The organism is Psychrobacter alimentarius, assembly GCF_001606025.1.
Lineage (GTDB): Bacteria > Pseudomonadota > Gammaproteobacteria > Pseudomonadales > Moraxellaceae > Psychrobacter > Psychrobacter alimentarius.
In genome coordinates, this window is sequence record NZ_CP014945.1 from 3,314,258 (window position 1) to 3,332,539 (window position 18,282).

At 43.6% G+C, this 18,282-nt stretch carries 14 protein-coding genes; 1 reads left to right on the forward strand and 13 read right to left on the reverse strand.

Translation table 11 applies throughout. The features are described from left to right. Positions 1-134: 134 nt before the first annotated feature. The 5 genes from dprA to fmt form a co-directional block, all read right to left on the reverse strand. Positions 135-1,400, reverse strand: a complete 1,266-nt coding sequence (dprA, locus tag A3K91_RS13740) for a DNA-processing protein DprA (RefSeq protein ID WP_062845761.1) — start codon at positions 1,398-1,400, stop codon at positions 135-137. Positions 1,401-1,460: 60 nt separating this feature from the next. After that, positions 1,461-2,558: a LysM peptidoglycan-binding domain-containing protein gene (locus A3K91_RS13745; RefSeq protein WP_062846034.1), complete on the reverse strand. Its 1,098-nt coding sequence runs from the start codon at positions 2,556-2,558 to the stop codon at positions 1,461-1,463. Between the two features lie 206 nt (positions 2,559-2,764). Then, positions 2,765-4,186 carry a threonine synthase gene (gene thrC / locus A3K91_RS13750; RefSeq protein ID WP_062845762.1) on the reverse strand — a complete coding sequence of 474 codons (1,422 nt, stop codon included), beginning with the start codon at positions 4,184-4,186 and terminating at the stop codon, positions 2,765-2,767. 45 nt (positions 4,187-4,231) lie between these two features. After that, positions 4,232-5,800, reverse strand: coding sequence for a transcription antitermination factor NusB (locus tag A3K91_RS13755; protein ID WP_062845763.1), 1,569 nt, complete (start codon positions 5,798-5,800; stop codon positions 4,232-4,234). Positions 5,801-5,865: 65 nt separating this feature from the next. Beyond that, positions 5,866-6,948, reverse strand: a complete 1,083-nt coding sequence (gene fmt, locus A3K91_RS13760; protein ID WP_084387365.1) for a methionyl-tRNA formyltransferase — start codon at positions 6,946-6,948, stop codon at positions 5,866-5,868. Between the two features lie 205 nt (positions 6,949-7,153). Here fmt and A3K91_RS13765 point away from each other — a divergent pair, with 205 nt between their 5' ends. Further along, the gene (locus A3K91_RS13765) at positions 7,154-10,039 is read left to right on the forward strand and encodes a response regulator (protein WP_062845764.1); all 2,886 of its coding nucleotides are present in this window, start codon (positions 7,154-7,156) and stop codon (positions 10,037-10,039) included. 83 nt (positions 10,040-10,122) lie between these two features. Here A3K91_RS13765 and A3K91_RS13770 read toward each other — a convergent pair whose 3' ends face one another. The 8 genes from A3K91_RS13770 to rpmH form a co-directional block, all read right to left on the reverse strand. Beyond that, positions 10,123-10,797 (reverse strand): riboflavin synthase, encoded by a 675-nt coding sequence (locus A3K91_RS13770; RefSeq protein WP_062846036.1) that lies wholly within the window; start codon positions 10,795-10,797, stop codon positions 10,123-10,125. Between the two features lie 454 nt (positions 10,798-11,251). Next, on the reverse strand, positions 11,252-12,307 hold the full coding sequence (gene ribD / locus A3K91_RS13775) for a bifunctional diaminohydroxyphosphoribosylaminopyrimidine deaminase/5-amino-6-(5-phosphoribosylamino)uracil reductase RibD (protein ID WP_062845765.1): 1,056 nt from the start codon (positions 12,305-12,307) through the stop codon (positions 11,252-11,254). Between the two features lie 281 nt (positions 12,308-12,588). Continuing rightward, positions 12,589-13,050, reverse strand: coding sequence for a transcriptional regulator NrdR (gene nrdR / locus A3K91_RS13780; protein ID WP_062845766.1), 462 nt, complete (start codon positions 13,048-13,050; stop codon positions 12,589-12,591). 88 nt (positions 13,051-13,138) lie between these two features. Continuing rightward, a complete protein-coding gene (gene mnmE / locus A3K91_RS13785) occupies positions 13,139-14,518 on the reverse strand; it encodes a tRNA uridine-5-carboxymethylaminomethyl(34) synthesis GTPase MnmE (RefSeq protein ID WP_062846037.1) in 1,380 nt (459 codons plus the stop codon). 264 nt (positions 14,519-14,782) lie between these two features. Continuing rightward, a complete protein-coding gene (yidC, locus tag A3K91_RS13790; RefSeq protein WP_062845767.1) occupies positions 14,783-16,465 on the reverse strand; it encodes a membrane protein insertase YidC in 1,683 nt (560 codons plus the stop codon). A gap of 212 nt (positions 16,466-16,677) precedes the next feature. Further along, a complete protein-coding gene (yidD, locus tag A3K91_RS14015) occupies positions 16,678-17,055 on the reverse strand; it encodes a membrane protein insertion efficiency factor YidD (protein ID WP_084387366.1) in 378 nt (125 codons plus the stop codon). A gap of 1 nt (position 17,056) precedes the next feature. Beyond that, positions 17,057-17,428, reverse strand: coding sequence for a ribonuclease P protein component (gene rnpA, locus A3K91_RS13795; protein ID WP_062845768.1), 372 nt, complete (start codon positions 17,426-17,428; stop codon positions 17,057-17,059). Between the two features lie 192 nt (positions 17,429-17,620). Next, positions 17,621-17,755: a 50S ribosomal protein L34 gene (rpmH, locus tag A3K91_RS13800; protein WP_007394757.1), complete on the reverse strand. Its 135-nt coding sequence runs from the start codon at positions 17,753-17,755 to the stop codon at positions 17,621-17,623. Positions 17,756-18,282: the final 527 nt, after the last annotated feature.

The window sequence follows — 18,282 nt, forward strand, 5'->3', positions numbered from 1 at the left end:
TGCCAGTCATTTATGAGGTTAAAGAAGTCAATATGAATCATAGCATAGCAGTCACACTGACTCAGTGAGTCACGGTAAAAAATAGCTAACGGATGGCTATGATGTATTGGTTCATTACAAAGAAACGTATCATGCTAACTACGAGAATACCGTCCACCTTGGACGTTGATTGCGCTCAATAGCTCAAGCTCCATCAACTGTCCTATCAGACTTGGTGCGGTCAACTCAGTAGCAGCGATGAGGGCATCTAAGTCTTGTCCATGCCAATCAAGCTGCTCATAAACCACGCTTAAATGCTCAGGAATAGCTATAGTAGTACGCTGAGGTTTCATATTTGCAGACGGCAACTGGCTAGTATCTTTACCAATAGAATAAGAAGAGCCTTGGCTCAAATGGTTTGCCTGACTCTCTGCTAGAGTGTCGTTGATGGACGCTGCAGGCTCGTTAGAATCAGTGGTTGAAGTCTTTGAATAAGCACCATAGGCCAATTGGCTGTTCACATCCTCAATCACTTGTTGCGGATGATAAATCAACGTCGCGCCTTCCCGTATCAAATGATGACAGCCCTCAGCATTATTATTATCAATATGACTTGGAACAGCAAAGACTTGCTTACCTTGTTCAGACGTCAGGCGTGCCGTAATTAGGGAGCCACTTTGGACAGCAGCTTCTGTTACAATGGTCGCCAAACTGAGACCAGCAACCAAGCGATTACGACGAGGGAAGGTATGCTTATGCGGCTGAGTATGCGGTAGCAGCTCACTGATGATACAGCCGCCTTTTTCAATAATTTGAGTAAAAAGTTGGTCGTGATGATTGGGGTAATTCACATCAATACCCGTCCCCATCACCCCAACCGTACGACCTTGATAGTCGGAATCAGCCTGTGCCAATGCTCCTGAATGCGCACGTTTATCCACGCCCAACGCAAGGCCGCTGGTGACAACATAACCAGCTTGCGCAAGATACTGCGCCATATCAAACGTGGTTTTTTGGGCATGAGCAGTGGGTTTTCGACTGCCGACAATGGCAACCTGCGCTTGCTGTAAGCGCATTCTATTACCACGACAAAACAACAAAGGCGGTGGATCGTAGATTTGTAAAAGCTGGGCAGGATAATCAGGTTGGTCAGCAAACAAAAGACCATAACGCCCTTCTGTGAGTGCTTGCTGAATATTATCAATACTTGTGCGAGTTTGTTCAGGCTGCTCATGGCGTTTAAGATGAGTGTGGTGCAGACCCAACTGCCGCCATGCCTCTACTTTGGCCTGCCAAGCAAGCCTAGCATGACCAAAAGAGGTAATAAGCTTATGATAGGCGGAGAGAGAGGCGTTTACCTCAAACCATAGCGCCAATACGGCGCGCTGATCGTCGGTCAATAAAGAGGAGACTGCCGTCATAGTCAGTTATCTCGTACAGGCGGACTTAGCTGGTTTATTTATCAAACCAGCGATAGATCGTTATAAGTAAGGCGGCGGTAATAGCTGATCGCCCACGTTGAGTGGTAGCTCAGAATCTAATACATACGCATAGCTAATATGGTCAAAGGTATTAAAAATCATTACTGTACCACTTGGCTCATTTGGCAAACGAACAGGCATGTCGTTGTCTTTAGTATCACGCACCAATGGGCCTTTTTGATAGACCGTCAGTACATCACCTGGTTTAGCGCCTTGCGCACTACCTAGATTGATGGCGACCACACTACCCTTCGCAGCTGAGCTGATAGAATCCATGACTCGCACAATGAGTCCACCACGGCTTACAGACGCGGGCTCAGGATAAAACACTGGCGGAATAGAGTTATTCAGCTCAACAAATACTCGGTCCCCTTCACGTACTTCTTTGCCATAACTGTCTGTGAGCTGTAGGCTTGTGACACCATTGGTTTCTGTCGCGGTAACCAATCCTGTCGCCACTTGTGTAACCTCTAAGCCAATCACTTCTTGCGTTTTGGGCTCCACATATAGCTCACCTTCGCGGTAAATACCATAGCGCTGACCCACGATCAGGGGCACACCTTTGGCATACACTTTATCACCACTTGCCGTGATTAAATTACGATTTTTAGAAGCTAAGATATAAGGCGTGGTATTGAAATCTTGGGGATTGACGATGATCGCTTTATCTAACCAATGTTGAATAGCAGACAGCGGGATAGGAGGAATACTGTTGGCAGTAGAAGTGACGGTGACTGTGCTGGCAACCGTATTGCCTAATAATTGTTTTTCGACCCCAGCGCACCCTTCGCCAGTATCCACACCGATGAGGGTTTTGCCTTGAATCACACACAAGATGAGAATGTCATCGGGATAAATAAGATTTGGGTTTTTGATTTGTTTGTTGGTGGCCCAAATTTCTTTCCAGCGCCATGGACTATCCAGATAGCGTCCTGAGATGTCCCACAAGGTGTCGCCTTTTTTGACGATATAGCGATTGGGCGCATCTGCTTTGATGGTTGGTGGTGGGTTATTTGCGTAAGCCGTGGTCATTAGCATGGCACTGCTAAAGGTTGTCAATAACAGTGCTTTTGCTATCTTTTTTAAGCTCATCTTCATTATTATATCCACAATATATACCACTGTTTGGCTGGTATGATTCTTAAAAGAGCATCTGGCATAATAATGACCCGCCAACGCTGTTTCTAATATTACAATCATATCTACCATAACACAATCATAAACAATTTATTACAATGGCGTAACCTTAAAACCGTTATTCGTGTGGTGTTTTTTAGAAGATGTCGCTATAAATTCCCAGTATATTAAGCTGAGGTTGGTATGACATGCTGACGTATTTGCTCAGCCACCAGTTCAGCATTATTGTCCAGTACCACAACGTGCTGTGGCAAACTCTCTAGACCTTCTGTATGAGCAGGGCGCGCGATATCTGTCTGACCAATGGCTTCAACAATCGTATCAGCGAACTTCACAGGCAATGCCGTCTCTGCACAAATAATCACTTCGCCGTCTAACTGCAACTCTTTGGCGACTTTGATACCATCAGCGGTATGTGGATCAACCAGTTCACCATACTGCTCATAAAGCACCTTAATGGTGTGTAGGCGGTCGCTGTGAGTCGATTTACCAGCGGCAAATCCATAGCGCGTATTCACTGCTTCCATCACATCTGACAAGTCGAAACCCTTACCTGATTTTACACCGTCGAATAACTCATGAACGCGTGCGCTGTCCTTTTCCAGCAACAGATAGACAAAACGCTCAAAGTTAGAGGCTTTGGAGATATCCATGGATGGGCTTGAGGTGACGTAGGTTTTTTCAGTCGGGCGTGGTTGATACGCACCTTTATTAAAAAAGTCATTTAAGACGTCGTTTTCATTGGTCGCCACGATCAGACGATCGATTGGCAAGCCCATTTCACGAGCGATGTGGCCTGCGCAAATATTACCGAAGTTGCCTGAAGGCACGCTAAAGCTGACTTTTTCATCATTACTGGTGGTGACCGCGAAATACGCTTTGAAGTAATAAACGATCTGCGCCAGTATGCGTCCCCAGTTAATGGAGTTCACGGTTCCCAAACTATAAGCGGCTTTGAACTCGGCGTCTTGTTGCAGGGCTTTGACAATATCTTGACAATCATCAAACATGCCATCGATGGCAATATTGTGAATATTAGCATCGGTTAAGCTATACATCTGCGCGCGTTGGAACTCGCTCATTTTGCCATGAGGTGATAGCATAAAGACTTCGATGTTGTCTTTACCACGTAAGGCATATTCTGCGGCACTACCCGTATCGCCACTGGTCGCACCAATGATGGTAATACGGGCGTCTTTTCTTTTGAGGACGTATTCAAAGGCGTTGCCCAAAAACTGCATGGCCACGTCTTTGAACGCCAGCGTTGGACCATTTGACAACCCTAAAATGTATAAATTGTCTTCAAGCTTGCGGACAGGAACAATGTCGTCAGAGCCAAATACATCAGCGGTATAAGTACGTCCAATAATGTCTTGCAAATCGTTGACAGGAATATCAGTCGCAAAACGCTGCATAATTGCCAAGGCAAGCTTTGGATAACTGAGCGTGCGCCATTCATCAAGTACAGCGCTATCAATCGTTGGATAATGTTCAGGCAACATCAAACCACCGTCTGGAGCCAAGCCCATCAAAAGCACATCACTAAAATCCATCGGCGCTGTCTGACCACGGGTACTGATATATTTCATTAGATTGTCCTGTCTACAATAATGTTATTCAATAGTTAAAATGGCTCATTCAGAAGTTTTTTGCAACAACGCATAATAAAAACCATCACCGCTAGTTCCATCAATCGGTAAGCACTGGCGACCAATCGTTTGCGCGATACCCCAATTACAATCGTCGCTAAATTCAATAGCTGCTACATTAGTATAGTAAGTCATAAAATCCTGCATTTGATCGACGTTTTCTTGCTTTAAGATAGAGCACGTGACATACAACAGATAACCACCAACTTTAAGCTGTGGCCATAGATTATGCAAGATATCGGCTTGTAGCAATGCCGTTTGCTCGATGTCTTCCTCAGTACGCAAGATACTGATATCAGGATGACGACGGATCACACCTGTCGCGGTACAAGGTGAATCTAGCAATATGGCGTCAAATACGAGTTTGCTCTTTTTCTTACCAGCCCCTTGCCATGTGGTTGCATCCGCACAGACAATGTTGAGCTCAATATTTTTTTCAGCTTGCTGCAAGTCATGCTGACTTAAATTCAAGCGTTGTAAATTAGTATGAATGCGCTCGATACGTGGCGCTTCATTATCAATCGCAGTTAGCTTCACTTTCGAAACCATAGAAACTGATTCATCATTTTGTTTCACATGAAACAATGAAGACTCATTTGAGCTAATTAATTCTAACCAATGAGCAAGCTTGCCACCAGGCGCAGCACAAGCATCTAAGATATGTAACTCATCGCTCTTTTCATCATCGTTAGCATCAGAACTTTCTGCGCTAAGCTTAGCCATCAATGCTGTATTAATAATCGGTGCAGCCAGCTGCGCATGTAGGTCTTGCACACTGGCAACACCTTCTGCAAAATGAGGCAGTGCATTTACGGCAGTGCTCTGATGCAGTCTTAGGCCTGTGGTTGATAGCGTCGTCGCTGATGCATTCGGTAGATGAATACCACTCGTCAGCTCAACCAAGTCGGCGTCAATCTCCGCCCCATCCAATGTGTGCTGATAATCTTCTACTGAGCCAATAGCAGTATTCACTCGTAAAAACATCGGTGCCGCTTGGCGTAAGCCTTGAGTCAGCTCATCATACTGCTCGCTCCAGTCTTGCTTGAGCTGATAAGCGAGCCAGTTTGGTAAGCTGTGTTTTTTATCGCATTTCTTACGAAATTTGCTGGGGTTTTTAGCGACTTTACGCAAAATAGCATTGACCAGACCACTTGCATGAGCAAATTCAATCTCTTTGACCGCTTCAACGGTTTCGTGAATGGCAGCATGATCAGCGACTTCTAAATACAGCAATTGCACCAAACCCACTTGGATCGTCGTGCGAACTTCAACCTCATCAATCGGGTTGTCCGCTAAGGTATCGAGCAAACGTGCAAGCGCGTGCCACTGACGTAACGTCGTCAATAATAATGCATGAGCAAAGCCTTTGTCACCGTCGTGCAAGCTGTTTAATAATGGGTCGAGCACACTTGAGAGCGACTGACCATTTTGGATGGCTAATAAGGTGCGAATCACACGCACGCGCACGCTGCCATTCATAATAAGGTTGCTTGATGGCTTAAGTTTGTTGTTTCTAGGCGCATTATTCTTAGACGTGCTGCTGGTGTTTCTCATTAAATTGTATTTCCTTGACGTAGGATGGATAACGTCTTGTGCAAGTAAGGTTAAATGTGGGTGTGCTATTTTGATTCTACTGTGAACTGGTCGCCATCGTTGAGCTGATTGCCATGACAGATTTGTTCCGCCGTCATCGGCTTCCCACCAGCGAACTGCAAGTTCGTAATAGCCAACGTACTAGCGGTATTCTGAGTACTGTCTTTACCGCAAGCCACCAAGATTGCCTTGCGTCCGACACTCACGACAGTACCAGCAGGCTCATCGGTTGGCTGCGACGCATTTACTGGCAAGCTTGCTAGGATTTTGACACGTTGTCCTGCCAAAAAAGTATAGGCACCAGGCCATGGCGTCAATCCGCGAATTTGTCGTTCAATCACAGTAGCAGACTGCGTCCAATCAATCTCGCCTTCGGTTTTGATAAGCTTTTCGGCATAATTGGCTTGCGTGTCATCTTGAGCCGTTGCCTGTGTCTGATAATGGGACAAGTCTTTTAATACCGTGGTAATAGAGATCGCCCCAAGCGCTGCCAACTTATCGTGCAGACTCGATGCGGTGTCTTCTGCCGCAATAGGACAACTGACCTTATAAAGCATGTCGCCTGTATCTAGCCCTTTATCCATTTGCATAATGGTGATGCCAGTCTCGTCATCTCCTGCCAGTAGCGCACGGTGGATAGGCGCTGCCCCGCGCCAGCGTGGCAACAATGAGCCATGAATGTTTAGGCAACCATGAGTAGGCGTGGTCAATACACCAATCGGCAAAATAAGACCGTAAGCTGCCACAATCATGACGTCAGGCTGATAAGTACGCAAAATCTGACGCGCCGTCATGCCCTCCACGCTAGATTTTTTGAAAGTAGCTGGCTGCTCGACCGCTATATCATGGTTTAATGCAACTTGCTTGACTGCCGACGCGGACAGTTTTTGACCACGTCCTGCTTTACGATCAGGCTGGGTGTAGACAGCGACGATGTCTATATTTAGTGCCTCTTGCTGACTGATAAGCGCCTCAAGACTGAGCGCAGCAAATTCAGGCGTGCCAGCGAATATCACTCTCAATCGCTGATTGGATTGAATAGGGTTGGTAGTAAGAGAAGCAGACAAATCAGAGACTGAATCAGTTGTAGTCGAAGCACTTGTAATCATAATCAGGCAGTATATGTGGGTGGTCCCCCATTATAGGGGAGTTTGCAATGTTGTGCCATGATTGTAATAGCAGCAATCGAGCGTGACTAATGATACCGTTTGTCTTTATAATAAAAAATCTGAATGGATTCGGCAGATCCTCTATCACGCTGAGCTTGTTACTTATTCATAGTCCCTTCTTGTGTCGACATAGGACCACGCTTTCATGCAACAGTTTCAGTCCTTACAACGCTTAATTATATTTTACGGGCTGACGGTGCTAGTGATGCTGGCACTGTATTACTTCACACTTTTTTATGATGTAAAGCAGCACAATGAAGAACAAAGTGTCGATATTTTTCATACTTTGCAACACGAAATCACAAGTCATACCATTCCAGTAAATACTGAGATTAAAACACTTTTAGAGCAGCCAGCGTTTGAGGATATCAGTTATCAGCTGATTTTTATGATGCCATCTGGGCAGACGTATATTCATCGGCAAGTCCGTTCTAATGAACCTGCATTTGCCACTGTTACCTTTCCCATTACCCTCTCTCCCTTTGACGATAACAGTCATAGCGCCTATACACTGAGCAATCGCGCTCTAACAGGCACTATCAAACTCAAAAGCGGTCACCAAATCTATATCATATTGCGCCATAAGCCGATTGCTATTGATTGGATATCTTACCGTTATTGGCTACCATTGATGACAGCGATTATGTTTTTCCTTATCGCCATCATCTATATGCTCAGTCGTCGCAATAACTGGGAGCAATTACTGAGCTATACCGACAGTTTAAGTAGCCATGCAAAAGAAGCCTATAGCCCGCCGCCGTTTTTGCACAAAAACTCTACGCCTGAGTTTTTATATCTAGGTCATGCATTAAGCCGCGTCAGTTATCAGCTGCACAATGACTATCGCCGTATCAAAACCCTCAATCATCGTCTTGAGCGTTTGGTTGAACAAGCGCCTTTACCGATGCTCATGATCATGCGTCATGGTCAAATCAGTTTTTTTAACCAACGTTTTGAGCAAATTTTTATGGAGTCCTCACAAGAAGATAAGCGTTATGAGTTGACAGATTTTGTGGCGGGCAAGGACGCCTCCACTCAGCAATTATTACAGACGTTAGCAAGCTTGCGATTGACTCGTACCTTGATTGTTTATGGCTTACAGAATAAACAAACTTACCAGCTTCACATCACCCCTTGGTTTGGTGAACATGAGCAGATTCATGGTTTTACGGTACTTCTGAGTAATATCCATGAATTTGCCAACCAAACCGAACAATTACAGCTACAAAACCAGCAGTTGCAACAAAAGCTTGATGAATTAAATAAGTTGCGCTCTTTGACAGGGTATCAGCTACGTATACCACTAGAAGCGATGATTGATCTGCTTGAGCCAATTGACCCCTCTACCCTGACCCCAGAAAGGCATGGAATCTTAAAATCACTGATCACTGCCAGTCAAAGCATGTTGAACATGCTCAATAACACCTTCGGTATAGAAGAGGTGGAAGTAAGAAAAACGCGGCTTACTATCGAGCCGATAGATATCTACAAACTTGGGCAAGAGATCAATAATCTAGTCATCAGCAATGCACGGCAGCAAGGCATAGAATTAATTTATTTCTTTATGCCGGACTGTCCACGTTGTATTGACACTGATGACATTCGGTTACGCCAGATACTGTTGAACTTATTGAAAAATGCCATAAAATTTACCACCTCAGGTCATGTCTCCCTCATTATCGATCGCGTGACCAAAGCACAGATTATGGACATTGGTAAAGATCATTTATTGCCTTCCAATGAGAATAAACTGGCAGAACCATCTTCTCACTGGGTTCGTTTTAGTATCGAAGACACGGGCATCGGCATATCGGCAGACAAACAGAAAAAGTTGATGACAAGCCTTTTCCAGAATGACCAACAAGCCCATGAGCACATAGAGCAAAATACGGTTAAGACAGGCATTGGTTTAAACAATGCCAATAGCTTTGCTCAGTTACTGGGTGGTTTTATTGAATTAAAAAGTACGGTAGGTAAAGGCAGCATCTTTAACCTATATCTGCCGTGTCGTAGGCCAAACTATCAACCCATTTATCATCACAATCAGCAGCTGACGAACATTCACCTCATTGCCATCGTCAATCAACCACTGGTCGCTACAAAAATACAGCGCTTATGCACATATTTGTCCGTGTCGACTACTATTTATACCTCTATAGATTTGGTTGATATTCAGTCACTCACAGATGAATTAGCGCAGATGCGCCCGACACTGGTACCGATATTGCTATTGGATTATGAATACTATGAGACGATTACCACGCCTATCGTAATACATACCACAAGCGGTCATAATATAGAGCATCGAAGGCCAGAAACTGTCCATATAGAGCATGACATAGTAGAGCCTATAGAAACGGTAGACAAAGCATCAATTAATCGTAACAGACAAGAAGCTTTGAACACCTTACTGACCCATCCATCACTACCAAAAATATTGTTTAGCATAAAACCTGAGCGCCGTATTCCTTCTGTGCTGTTAGGAAAATACGATGGATTCTTGAACAAGCCACTAGACATGACTTTATTACTGTCTGAGATGCTGCGTTTAACCGCAACAGCAAGGCAAAAACTGGTTCAACCCATAATGCATGGAGAAAACAGCAGTCCGTTAACACCCGTGGCAAACGAATCGATCAGCGTCTTCCCCAATGAAACGCCTCTTCCGCTGATTTTGGTGGTAGAAGACAGTCCAACCAACCAAAAAATCACCTGCAAAATGCTAAGTAAGCTGGGTTATCGTAGTATCGTTGCAGAAGATGGTCAGCAAGCGCTCGACTGTCTAAAGAGTCAACGCCATGAAATTTTACTGATTTTGATGGACTGTCGAATGCCAGTCATGGATGGATTACAAGCCACTCAAGCAATCCGTGCGCAAGGCGATGCTATTCCTATCGTTGCGCTAACAGCAAACAACACCCAGGAGGATCGCGAGGCTTGTATACAGGCGGGTATGGACGAGTTTTTGACCAAGCCTATTAATAAGAAAGCGCTAGGGACGGTTTTACAGGCTTTTATAACAGCGTCATAATCACTCTGAATACCCTTTCAACTAGCGACTCACAAAAATTCATTCACCCTCAATGGAGATTTATTGACGCTATACCATAGAGCTTATTTCATAAAGCCGTTATCTGCTAAGAAGGCTTCTGTAATTTGGCTTTGTGTGCTTGGTGCATTCATACCACCAGTTTGTGACTTATTCAACAAACGCTCTAAGTAACGTGCGACGATATCCACCTCAATATTAACCTTATTACCAACCAGCCAGTGTTTGGCGATATTGGTTACTTTGGCCGTGTGCGGGATGATATTTAAAGAAACGATATTGTCGCGTACAAGATTGGTCGTTAAGCTGATACCATCAACGGTGATAGACCCTTTGGTCGCGGTGTAATGCGCCAACTCTTGCGGTATCTCAATTTCGATATAGATAGAACGTGCATCTTGTTGTAGCTTACTAACGATGCCGACGCCGTCTACATGACCTGCAACGATATGACCACCGAAGCGAGTGGTGGGTAGCATTGCTTTTTCTAAATTGACAGTATGACCTGCTTTTAACGTTTCTAACGCAGTACGCGCAATAGTTTCACGTGAAACGTCAACAGAGTAATGATTACTCCCAAAATCGACGACAGTGAGACAAATACCATTTGAGGCGATAGAATCTCCCAGTTTCACATCGCTAAAATCTAATTCGTCTGACTCTATTGTCAAACGTATGTCGCCACCCGTGGGTTGCATAGATTTTACTTTTCCAACACTCTCTATAATTCCGGTAAACATATAAACCTCATCTTGTGGTGATATCGTCGCGATAGACACTATATATTGATTATATTGTGACTTTTTCCTATCGCTGATAATAAATAGTGTACTTCTATCTTTAGGGAAACATAGCGTTTTTCAAGCGTATTAGGGGATAAGTTGTGGATAAGTAAAAACAAATCAGCCTTTAAACCACTATAAACCTATCTTATCTAAAAGTTATCCACAAATTGGTCATATTCTCAAACTACCAAAAGGCAAAGTAGAAATAAAATTAAGTAATTGATTTTATTAATTTTTTTATAATTATTCTATGGAAAACAGTTTGTAAAAGTTTCATGTGAAACAAAGTTATGCACAGTTTCATGTGAAACCTATCATCTCTGCTATGACTTATCCACATTTAGCTCACAATGTATATAGATTGTGGATAAGTATCTTAAAAGCGATAAGTTCAAATCCATATCTCAACCTATAAGGGTAATAAGGTCAACTTAAGATCGTGCCCTATCTTTTCATGACTCTCTATCTCAAACCGTAATTGCTGCGCCAAGCTCAATGGATTGAACTCGACCATGGCTCTTGCTGTATTGCCCAAGACACAAGGTGCTTGATAAACGATTAACTCATCAACCAGTTGCTGACTTAAAAAACTGCCCGCAATACCGGCACCCGCTTCTACCAAGACATCATAACAGTGATGCTCGCTCACCAAGTTTTTTAGTAAAGCAGTCAGATCATCTGTACGCCAATAAAGCGTCTCCGCACGACGGCATAGCTGATACTCAGAATGTGGATCATGGCTTAAACGTTGGCGTCTATCCAGCACAACGACTCTCGGCGTTGGTACTTGTTCTGATGAAACGCCCAACTGCGTAGAGCGTACATTGAGCTGAGGATCATCAGCAATGATTGTTTCACTGCCAGTGATGATAGCGCCGCTGCGTGCACGTAATGTTTGCACATCTTCGCGAGCAGCTGCTGAGGTAATCCATTTTGATTCACCTGAAGCCATTGCCGTACGACCATCCAAACTGGTCGCCATTTTTAGGCGCACATAAGGCATCTGAGTGCGCATGGCTTTTAAAAACCCACGATTGAGCGCTTCTGCTGGTGCTGTCAGGACGCCCACCTTGACCTCGATTCCTGCCTGCTGCAATATGGCTACACCGCGACCTGCGACCTGTGGATTAGGGTCGAGACCTGCAATCACGACTCGTTTTATGCCTGCTTTGATAAGGGCAATTGCGCAAGGTGGAGTGCGTCCTGTATGACTACAAGGTTCCAATGTTACGTATGCAGTTGCTCCGATGGTTTGGGCACCCGCATCTTTGATTGCAAATACTTCTGCATGCGGCTCACCCGCTTTGGGATGAAACCCTTGACCAACGATTGTTTCTGCCTGAACAATGACACAGCCAACGGCTGGATTGGGTCTGGTGGTATACAAGCCGTGCTTAGCTTGCTCAATGGCAAGCATCATAAAGTAACGGTCTTGAGCATCTAGCGCGTGGTTTTGAGTTGGCATAAAGTTGGCTTAAAAGATTGGGTGAGTATTATTGAGAGAATAGTGCTTTAACAAAATCATGGGCTCAAGCGTGTCTACAACAGAAAGGTATTGTTCATCAAAAAATAGCTCAATCATAAGACGATATAGTCAATCCAATATAAAATAAATACACTGCTATCAATATCGCATGTTCTTGCTTGCTGTGCCTTCGCAGACAGAGGCGACGAACACATATTGTTGGCGAGCCATTATCATTGTTGGACCTTTTTTATTTAGAATTAACTACACTCACCCATTTTTTAGTCTTTTTCATTTGGGCGAATATTGGCAATTTCTTGATGAAAAGCGTCAATATCTTGAAAATCACGATACACGCTGGCAAAGCGTACATAGGCTACATCATCCAATGCTTTGAGCTCACTCATGATGATCTCGCCCAAGACTTTACTGCTAATCTCACGCTCACCCATCTGCCTGACGCGCTTCTCAACACGGCTAATCATTGCCTCTTGCTCATCAATGGTAATCGGACGTTTTTGTAAAGGCAATAAAATAGAGCGTCGCAATTTTTCGTTGTCGTAAGGCTCAATTTTGCTACTTGACTTGATGATTCTTGGCATCACTACCTCGACCATCTCAAAAGTGGTAAAGCGCTCTTGGCAACTGTTGCAAGAGCGGCGGCGGCGAACTTGCGCACCTTCCGCAGCAAGGCGCGAGTCGATAACCTTCGTGTCTGACGCATTACAATACGGACAGTGCATTCCATCTTCCTTATTCTATTAAAAGCAAATGCCGCCACTTATTGGGCAATCATTACTTATCAGCTTACCCAAGCGGCATGTTCGTGAATTATTTACCAATGCAGAAGCTACCAAATATCTTACCCAGTAAATCATCCGCGCTAAATTCACCCGTAATCTCACCCAGACTTTGCTGTGCTTGACGTAAGCTTTCAGCAACCAGTTCTCCTGCCATAAACACTGTGAGCTGCTCATGTGCTTCTGTCAGGTAATCTGCCGTCCTGCGTAATGCATCTATATGGCGCGTGCGAGCAATCAAGCTGTTCTCTGGTGGATGAAACCCTACTTTGGTACATAGCGCCTCAATTAACGTATCAATACCAGTTCCTGTTTCACATGAAACATTGACTTGCTCATATCCTTGATTTTCTATTTCTTTCTTTGAAGCAATAGCGGTTTTTTCAGCATGGCTGTCACTGAGTAAGTCGCTTTTATTGGCAATAATCAATAAGCGTTTTGCCTCTGGTAGCGCTCCAAACAACTGCTCGGCAAGCTGTAGTGGTGTACTCTCTTCTTCCAGATCACGGGTCACATCATAGACCATTAGCAGCATATCAGCTTGAGTAATCGCTGTACGCGCACGCTCAATACCAATGCGCTCAACCGTATCCTCTGTTTCGCGCAGACCGGCAGTATCGGTTAAATGCAATGTCAAGCCATTGAGTACGACCGTCTCTTGTAGCGTGTCACGAGTGGTACCAGCCACATCGGTCACAATCGCTCTCTCTTGCCCTGCCAGTCGATTCAGCAGGCTTGATTTACCTGCATTTGGTCTACCTGCCAACACCACATGGATACCATCACGCAACAACTGACCTTGTTTGGCAGTCGCTAATACTTGTTGAATCTTCGCCTGTGTTTGCTCAAGCTTATCTTGTATAACACCATCAGACAAAAAATCTACATCTTCTTCATCTGGAAAATCAATCGCCGCTTCCACATGCAAACGCAGATGAATCAGCTGCTCTAATAGTTGATTGATCTTTTGAGAGAACTCACCACTTAGAGAGCGAATGGCACTACTGGCGGCAGCTGCACTGGTTGCATCGATCGCATCAGCGATAGCTTCTGCCTGTACCAAATCCAATTTATCATTATCAAAAGCGCGATAAGAAAACTCACCCGCACTCGCTTGTTTTGCACCCAGCTCAAATACACGTGCGAGCAACTGGTTCTGTAGGATCATGCCCCCATGACCCTGTAGCTCAATCACATCCTCGCCAGTGAATGAATGCGGGCCTTTAAAATACAACACCAGCCCTTCATCAATGACGGTGCCATCAGCCTGATAAAAGCGGCAAAAACTGGCCATACGTGGCGTGAAAGCAGATTTACCTGTGAGGGTACAAGCAATCTCATAGGCACGGGCGCCTGATAAACGGATAACACCGACCCCACCACGACCAAGCGGCGTTGCAATGGCAGCAATCGTGGTCGCTCCAGATGAATCAGATTTTTCAGACGAATGGGGTACGGTTAACGCCCTCTCTAAGGAATCCACAATCACTCTCAGTAGCTAAAAACCCCATTATAGACGGCTGGACGCAGACTGACAAAGCAAACTTTGAAAGGTCGTCTAATCGTTGATGTTTTCGCGTGCATGTTGATAAGCTGTGGATAAAAATTTATCACCTATAAAAAAACCACCGCGCTAGCGGTGGTTCTTGTTTTCATATTTTTGCGAGCTTGTCAGTTAATCGAGCATCTTAACCGTACGACGTTTTTGCTCTTCTTCAACTTTTTTATTGACGATGTATTGCTGAGTCATACTGAATAAGTTGTTCACTGTCCAGTACAGTACCAAACCAGCAGGGAAGAATAGCATGAAAGCTGTGAAGATAATCGGTAAGAACTTCATCACTTTTGCTTGCATTGGATCCGCGGGCTGTGGATTCAGCTGTTGCTGTACAAACATCGACGCACCCATCAGTAACGGTAGGATAAACCATGGATCCATCGCTGACAAATCTTGAATCCATAGAATCCAAGGGGCGTGACGTAACTCAACACTTTCAACCAGTACCCAATATAACGCTAAGAAAATCGGCATTTGCATCAAGATTGGCAAACAACCTGCCATCGGATTGACTTTCTCTTCTTTGTAGATAGCCATCATTTCTTGAGACATCTTCATGCGATCGTCGCCATGCTCTTCTTTTAGCGTCTTCAGTCTCGGTGCGATAGCGCGCATTTTTGCCATTGAGTAGTAGCTCTTATTAGAGAACCACATCAAAGCAATTTTAACCAAAATGGTCAGTATGATGATTGACCACCCCCAGTTACCCACAACTTTATGAACACCTTCCAAGATAGCAAACAAGACTTTTGATATTGGCCAAAGTAGACCGTAATCAACCGTTTTATTAAGACCAACAGCGACGTCCTTGAGCTCAGACTGTACTTTTGGACCAGCATACAACGTAGCATTCAACGTGATTTGCTTGTTTGGTGCTACATTTACTGGCTGACTATTAAAGCCAATAAAGTAATCATTTCCTGTTTCACGACTGAAGAACTTACCTGTGAAGTTTTCAGGTGTCCATGCAGAAACGAAATAATGCTGCACGATCCCAACCCAACCTTTATCACTGGTCGTGTTCAATTCACCATCGCTAAACTTACCAAATTTTAATTTGTTGTAAGGATCGTCAGGCGTACCCCAAGCACCGCCCAAATAGGTCGCCATGCTTAGCGCACCTTTATCAGACATACCAGGATCTTTACTATCATCACGCTTTAGCTGCGCAAACATTTGACCTTGCCACGCGTTTGTAGAAGCGTTTTGGATCTTATAGCTGATATCGATCGGGTATTTGTTGGCAGTGAAAGTAAAAGTTTTAGTGACTGTCACGCCGTCTTTTTTGTAAGTCAGTGGTACAGACAGGGTTTGCTGCCCTTCTTCCATTACATAATTATTTGCCGTATGGCTATAAACAGCGCGGCCATCTGCTGTATCGATACCGTTTGGACCAATAAGACCAGACTGAGCCACATACACACGATTACTATTATTTTCTAGCAATACGAAAGGCTTTTCGCTATTGAGCGTTGCGTCATATTGTTTGAGAGCAGCATAAACAATATCACCGCCTTCTGGACTGATTTTTATATCATAGCGATCGGTGGTTACCGTGATCAAACCTGTATCTTGAGCAGAAGCAGCTGTTACAACGTCGTTACCGACAGGTTGCGTCTGTGCCGGAATATCACCTGCTGCCCCAGTAGTAGAAGGAATGTCAGCACCTACTGAAGCAGTCGTTTCTGGCACCGCATCTACAGCTGGCGCATCGGCATAATCATCTCGCCATGCCAAAATCAGCAGATAAGCGGTGATTAACATCGCAATGATGATCATCACCCGAAATATCTTTTGCATAAACCTTTCCTAGATTAAAAAATTAGGGAATGAAAAATTAGGGCATGTGTCATGACCACCCGCCCGCTTGTCTTGGTATGTGACAACAGCATTGGCAGTCATTTACATAAAATGTGCATCATTTTACTAAAAATCTGCTTTAAATGATACCAAGAGTGTGGATAACTTGTGGGTAACTTATTAATCACAATACTAAAATAAGCCATGCCTTGCTATGACTGCGCCTTCATTAAGCGATTGAGACGACAAACATAACTGTTGTGGTCTCTATAGACGCCTAATCCATGATGACTTATATGTGGAAAAATAGTATGAGGGAGGTAGTGATACTCATAGGAAGCTAAAGGTAGAGGAACAAAATCAATACCGTGCCCACCTAATGGGTGACACCTACTAATACGTTTTAATAGCAACCAACTGCCAGCCCAAACTCCATGCCATACCAATGCCTGTTTGCCATAATTTGAGCACGTTGGATAGTAGCGACAGCGCGCAGGTAATATAGGACTTATTATTTTTTGATAAAAAACAATGAAATTAAAAAATAATCTAAAAACAATATTTTTAATTTTATTTAATAAAATTTTCATTTTATTTGTTTTCTATTTTTTTAAAAATATTATTTATTTGATTTTTTAATTCTTTTTTATCTATATCTTTTATTGATTTTTTTACGATAAAAACAATATCTTTGTTTTCTATATTAAATGCTTTAGTACGAAACTGTTCACGTATTTGACGTTTGATAAGATTACGAGCAACAGCGGTAGGTACTTTACGCTTGGTGATGGCCATGCCCACTCGTGGTTTTTCTTCGGTATTAGCGCGTACAAAGGCCATCAGATGGCTCTGATGAAGCTTGCGCTCTGGCGCATCAAACACCTCACGGAAAGCTGCTGGGGTGAGCAAACGCTGCTCTTTAGTGAAACGAGCGGTAGGTGTAGCTGAAACAGTATTGGACATAACACAACCTAGTGTAAGAGCGAGTGGCAAGTTTACGAATAATAGCAAAAGATAGAGACAAAAAAAGCGCCTGTGTGGGCGCTTTTAATATATGGCTACGTATCAGTGTTCAGTGTGGTAATTGACTATCACTATCGATAGATGACAAGAACACGATAAGCGTTACAGGCCATACGTATCGTAATTTACTGATTATACAGTAAGACGATGACGTCCTTTAGCGCGGCGACGAGCTAAGACCTGACGGCCTTTTTTAGTTGCCATACGAGCACGGAAACCGTGAGTACGTTTACGCTTGATCACGCTTGGTTGGAATGTACGTTTCATAACTCACCTATCAAAATAATGGACTAAATTCGTAATAACGGAGGATTATATCATTCCATAAGGTATTGGTCAATAAAGTAATTTCACTTAGATATTCATCTGACTTTTTGTGTTGGATGAGATTTATCGTTTGATGATTACTGATTACTGATTACTGATTACTGATTACTGATTAAGTATCCAATTATTTACTCATAGACAACGCTTGTTATTTTATTCAATTTTAGAAGTTATCCACAGTTTACCTCGAACTCTATAATAATAATTTAATTAATATATATAAGTATTGTTGTTATTGGGAGCCATTTTTTCTGTGGTTAACTCTTATTTTTCTTTATTTATCAAAATACTAGGCTATGGGTAAGCCTGTGGATAAGCTGTGGGTTAAATATGGATAACTTAGTATCTGTACTTATCCCCAAAACTATCCACAAGCTTATCCACAAAAAACAAGGTGTTATCCACAGGCTGATTATGGTAGATTAGCGTCCTATTGGATAAACGATTTTATATAGTTTATCAAGTGA